5 protein-coding genes are annotated in these 4,741 nt (G+C 71.1%); all 5 read left to right on the forward strand.

Annotated features, from left to right (window positions below):
- The coding region (locus VOI19_RS14600) for an HNH endonuclease signature motif containing protein (RefSeq protein ID WP_323793693.1) at positions 1 to 955 on the forward strand (955 nt) is incomplete at its 5' end.
- 147 nt (positions 956 to 1,102) lie between these two features.
- On the forward strand, positions 1,103 to 2,215 hold the full coding sequence (locus VOI19_RS14605) for an ATP-dependent DNA ligase (RefSeq protein WP_323793694.1): 1,113 nt from the start codon (positions 1,103 to 1,105) through the stop codon (positions 2,213 to 2,215).
- 3 nt (positions 2,216 to 2,218) lie between these two features.
- The gene (locus tag VOI19_RS14610) at positions 2,219 to 2,752 is read left to right on the forward strand and encodes a hypothetical protein (RefSeq protein ID WP_323793695.1); all 534 of its coding nucleotides are present in this window, start codon (positions 2,219 to 2,221) and stop codon (positions 2,750 to 2,752) included.
- A 4-nt stretch (positions 2,753 to 2,756) separates the two neighbouring features.
- Positions 2,757 to 3,584 (forward strand): hypothetical protein, encoded by an 828-nt coding sequence (locus tag VOI19_RS14615; protein WP_323793696.1) that lies wholly within the window; start codon positions 2,757 to 2,759, stop codon positions 3,582 to 3,584.
- A partial coding sequence (locus tag VOI19_RS14620) for a glycosyltransferase family 4 protein (RefSeq protein WP_323793697.1) occupies positions 3,584 to 4,741 on the forward strand: 1,158 nt, incomplete at its 3' end. The genes VOI19_RS14615 and VOI19_RS14620, both read left to right, overlap by 1 nt.

A 4,741-nucleotide genomic window follows, 5' to 3' on the forward strand; every position in this document is an offset into this window, starting at 1 on the left:
CGTCCTTGGGATGTCCTCAGAAGCCGGGTGCACCTACGTCGGCAAGACCCTCGAGCTCCGCTACCGCCTGCGCCGCATCTGGGAACAAGTCGTGGCGTTGAAGGTCCCGGTGTGGAAAGCCTTTCGGGTCTGCGAGCACACCCTCACCCTGTCGTACCCCGAGGAAGCAGAGCGCCTGCGGCTCAAGGCTGCTGATGACCGCGAATTCCAGGTCCACCTCGGAGGACGAGAGGCCACCACCGACGGCACCGTCGAGGTCACCGGCACCCTGTCGGTCGAGGACGCCCTCGACCTCGAAGCAGCCGTCAAGCAAGGCGCGAAGACACTGGGCGACCTCGGGTGCGAGGAATCTCTCGGCGCCCGGCGGTCGATGGCCGTGGGTGAGATGGCGCGCCAGCAACTCACTCTCGACCTAGAAGCAGGCGGTGACACCGGCGGGCGTGGGGTCGTCATCTACGCCCACATCGACCCCGACAGCCCCCACGCCACGTTGGACAACATCGGCGGCGGAGACGTCCTGATCGAGCAGCTCAAGGACTGGTGCCAGACCGCCGGCACCACCGTCACCATCAAGCCCGTCATCGACCTCAACCAGGAGATCTCGGCCTCGGCCTACGTGCCGACCGCGAAGCTCGTGGAGCAGGTGAGGCTGCGCGACCAGTGCTGCGTGTTCCCCAACTGCACCAGGCGCGCTGCTCACTGCGACCTCGACCACCGAGTGCCCTTCAACAAGAACAACCCTGAGGCCGGCGGGAAATCCACGACGTCGAACCTCTCGCTCCTCTGCAGGAAGCACCACCGCGCCAAGACCTTCTCCACCTGGGACTACACCTCACCCCAGCCCGGGATCTACGACTGGACCAGCCCCTCCGGCCACCGCTTCCGAGTCGTCAGAGGCAGACGACACGGGCGCATGCCCATCACGACACCCCTCGACGACCCACCCGAGCCCTGAACACCACGCCCCGACACCCCGCTGAGACCAGCGGGGTCACAAGCACGTCACCAGGTTTCGAGGCTCGTCGCTAGCGCTCCTCACACCTCAACCACCGTCGGCCCCGGCGCCTCGATACGCCGGGCACACTCGACTAGGTTGGTGTCCGTGGACCTGCCCGTGATGCCACCTGTGCGCCCGATGCTCGCCAAGGCGGTCAAGGGCGTGCCCGATCCGGCCAAGACCGTCGTCGACGACCTAGCCGGGCTGAGCTTCGAGCCGAAGTGGGACGGCTTCCGCTGCCTGGTGTTCAAGGACGGCGACGAGGTCGAGCTGACCAGCCGCAACACCAAGCCGCTGACCCGCTACTTCCCCGAGCTCGTGGCCGCCATGCGCGAGCAGCTGCCCGAGCGTTGCGTGCTCGACGGCGAGGTGTTCGTCGCGATCGGCAAACGGCTCGAGTTCGAGGTGCTCCAGGAGCGCATCCACCCGGCGGCGTCCCGCGTCGACATGCTCGCCGAGAAGACGCCGGCCAGCTTCGTCGCCTTCGACCTCCTCGCCCTCGGCGACACGTCGTACGTCGATCGTCCGTTCGTCGAGCGACGCGCCGGCCTCGAGAAGGCCCTCGGCGGGCTCAGCGGGCCGTGCTACCTCACCCGCACCACCGAGGACCCCGACCTTGCCCAGGAGTGGTTCCACCAGTTCGAGGGAGCCGGCCTCGACGGCGTGATCGCCAAGCCGCTCGGCGGCGCGTACGTCGAGAACGGCCGCACCATGATGAAGGTCAAGCACGAGCGCACCGCCGACGTCGTCGTCGCCGGCTATCGCGAGCACAAGACCAGCACCCCCGAGCGCCCGCTGCTCGGCAGCCTCCTGCTGGGCCTGTACGCCGACGGTTCGCTCCAGCACGTGGGCGTGAGCGCCAGCTTCACCGCAGTCCGTCGCGCCGAGCTCATCGACGAGCTGCAAGCGCTCGTGTGTCCCATCAGCGAGCACCCGTGGAGCGCGTGGGCCGGACCCGAGCCGCAGGCGATCGCCAACCCCGACCGGGTGCCGGGCACCCAGAGCCGCTGGAGCGCCGGCAAGGACCTGTCCTTCACCCCGCTGCGCCCCGACCTGGTGCTCGAGGTGAAGTACGACGCGATGGAGGGCCGACGCTTCCGACACACCGCCCACTTCAAGCGTTGGCGGCCCGATCGCGACCCCACCTCGTGCGGCTACGACCAGTTGGAGCAGCCGGTGAGCTATGACCTCGCTAGTGTCCTGTCCGGAGGAGAGTGACCCATGACCGAAACCCAGAACACCTATCCCGTGGTGCTGCTCGTCGAGCAGCAGCTCAGCTCGCTCGACGCCACCCAGGTGCGCGGCCTGCACGAGAGCATCGAGGAGCCCGTGATCTACCACGTGCTGCTCCCTGTCGACGACGCCGCAGCCCGCGTCGAGGCCTCGCTCGGCTCGCTGTCCGGCAGCGAGATGGTGGGCTCACCCGCCCCGACCCTGAGCGAGGTCGACCTCGAGGCCCTCGAGCAGCACGCCCAGGAGCAGGCTCGCGACGAGCTCGCCGCCACGGTCGCCGCGCTCGAGGCTGCCGGCGCCACCGTCGCCGGTGGCGCCCTGGTGACCGGGCACCCCGCCGCCGAGCTCGCCAAGAAGGTCTCGGCCGTCAACGGGCGCGAGGCCATCGTGCTCACCCGCCCGCACGTGGTGGCCGAGTTCTTCCACGTCGACTGGGCCTCCCAGGCCCGCCGCAAGCTCGGTGTCCCCGTGCTCCACCTGCTCGAGCACCAGACCTTCGACGAGCAGGCAGAGGGCCTCTGACCCGGTGAGGCTCAACCTCCGTCGTGGCGGCTCCGCGCACGACTCCGAGAAGCACGACGGCACCGGTGGACCCTCGGGCCCGCCGGCTGCCTTCGCGACCCTCATCGAGGGTCGCTGGCTGTGGGTCGCGGTCGACGCGCAGCCAGGACGCCTCGCGCTGGCTCGGGTCGATGCCGACAGTCAGGTGGAGCAGGTCGTGGACGTCCCCACCGAGGCGATCACCGACCAGCCCGACCACCTCGGCGCTCGGCTCGATCTCGCTGCGCTCGACGGACATGAGCAGCGGTACGACGTCGTGGTCGTGCCCCCGGACGGCGGCACCCCGCTGTCGCTGACGACCGAGCCCCTGCCCAGCGCCCTCGGCCACACCAGCATCGACGGTCGCACCCAGCACCTCCTGGTGCGCGCTCCCGACGGCCGGCTGCGGGTGCGCACCACGCTGCTGCCCGAGGCCGCCGGGCTGCTCGGCGTCCGCAAGCTGCCCGACGCCCTCGAGGTCACCCTCCTCGACGCCGGCGCCGGCGCCGACCTGGCGATCCTGGACGACGAGGGGGCCGTGCTCGCCTCGTGGCCGATCGACGAGCGCGGCACCGCCACGATCACACCGCGGACGGTCACCCACCTCGAGCCGACCACCCGGCCCGCCGTCACCGGCCACGCCGGCGCCTGGAAGCCCGTACGACGTCGCGCCAACGACCTCCTCGACCCGCGGTCCGCCGCACCCCTCCCCCAGCTCGACCAGCCCCACGCCGACCGTCCGCTGCTGCGCCTGCCGTGGTCGCGAGAGGCAGCCCTGCTGGTGCGCATCTTCGCCGACGACGAGGCCCCCTGATGAGGATCGGCTTCCTGGTCTTCAACCTCGACGGCATGGGCGGCACCAGCCGTTCGGTGATCACCCAGGCCAACGCCCTCGCCGCCCACCCCGGCGGTCACGACGTACGCCTGCTCAGCGTCACCCGCAGCGCCGACACCCCGCACTACGCGATCGACGACCGCATCGCCGTCGAGCACCTCGTCGACCTCCGCGACCCCGACCGCCCGGCGCTCGACGGACTCGAGCCCGGCGAGGCAGCCGCTGCCCAGGCCCGCCAGTCCTCGCTCGTGCCGGCTCGCTGGGACGGCCAGTTCACCGCCCTGTGCGACCTCGCCCTCGAGCGGCGACTGCCGCGCCTCGACGACCTCGACGTGCTCGTCACGGTCACGCCCGGCCTCCTGGCCTGCGGCATCACCCTGAGCCCCGACCGCGTGATCGTCGTGCACCAGGAGCACCGCTCCTCCAACGACCGCACCTCCGGCCTCGAGCCGCTGCTGTCGTTCGCTCCGCGCGCAGACGCCGTCGCGCTGCTCACGCCCACCATCGAGGCCTGGCTGCGCGACCAGCTGGCGGGACTCGCACCGACCACGGTCGTGATGGTCAACCCGCTCCCGCTCGGCTTCACGCCCCGCGCCTCGCTGGACGCGCCGGTGATCATGGCCGCGGGCCGGCTGGTGCCGGAGAAGCAGTTCATCAAGCTCGTCGAGGCCTTCGCGAGGATCGCCGACGACCTGCCGGGATGGCGCCTGCGTCTCTGCGGTGACGGCCCCAGCCGAGGCGAGCTGGCCCGCCACGTGCGCAAGCGCGACCTGTGGGACCGCGTCGAGCTGCCCGGCAGCCTGCCGAACCTCGCCGCCGAGTGGCCGCGCGCCTCGATCGCCGCCCTCTCCTCGCGCGCCGAGGGCTACCCGCTCGTGCTCCAGGAGGCGATGGCGGCCGGGGTGCCGGCGGTCAGCTTCGACTGCCCCTCGGGTCCACGCGAGATCATCGAGCACGAGGTCAACGGACTGCTGGTGGCTCCTCAGTCGGTGAGCGGTCTCGCCTCCGCACTGCGACGCCTGGCGCTCGACCACGACCTGCGCCACCGCCTCGGCGCCGGCGCTCTCGACTCCGCCCGAGCCTGGGACGCCGGCGCCCTGGCTGCTCGCTGGATCGAGATCTTCGAGGGCGCCGTC

Source organism: Nocardioides sp. (assembly GCF_034670285.1).
Taxonomy (GTDB): Bacteria; Actinomycetota; Actinomycetes; order Propionibacteriales; family Nocardioidaceae; genus Nocardioides.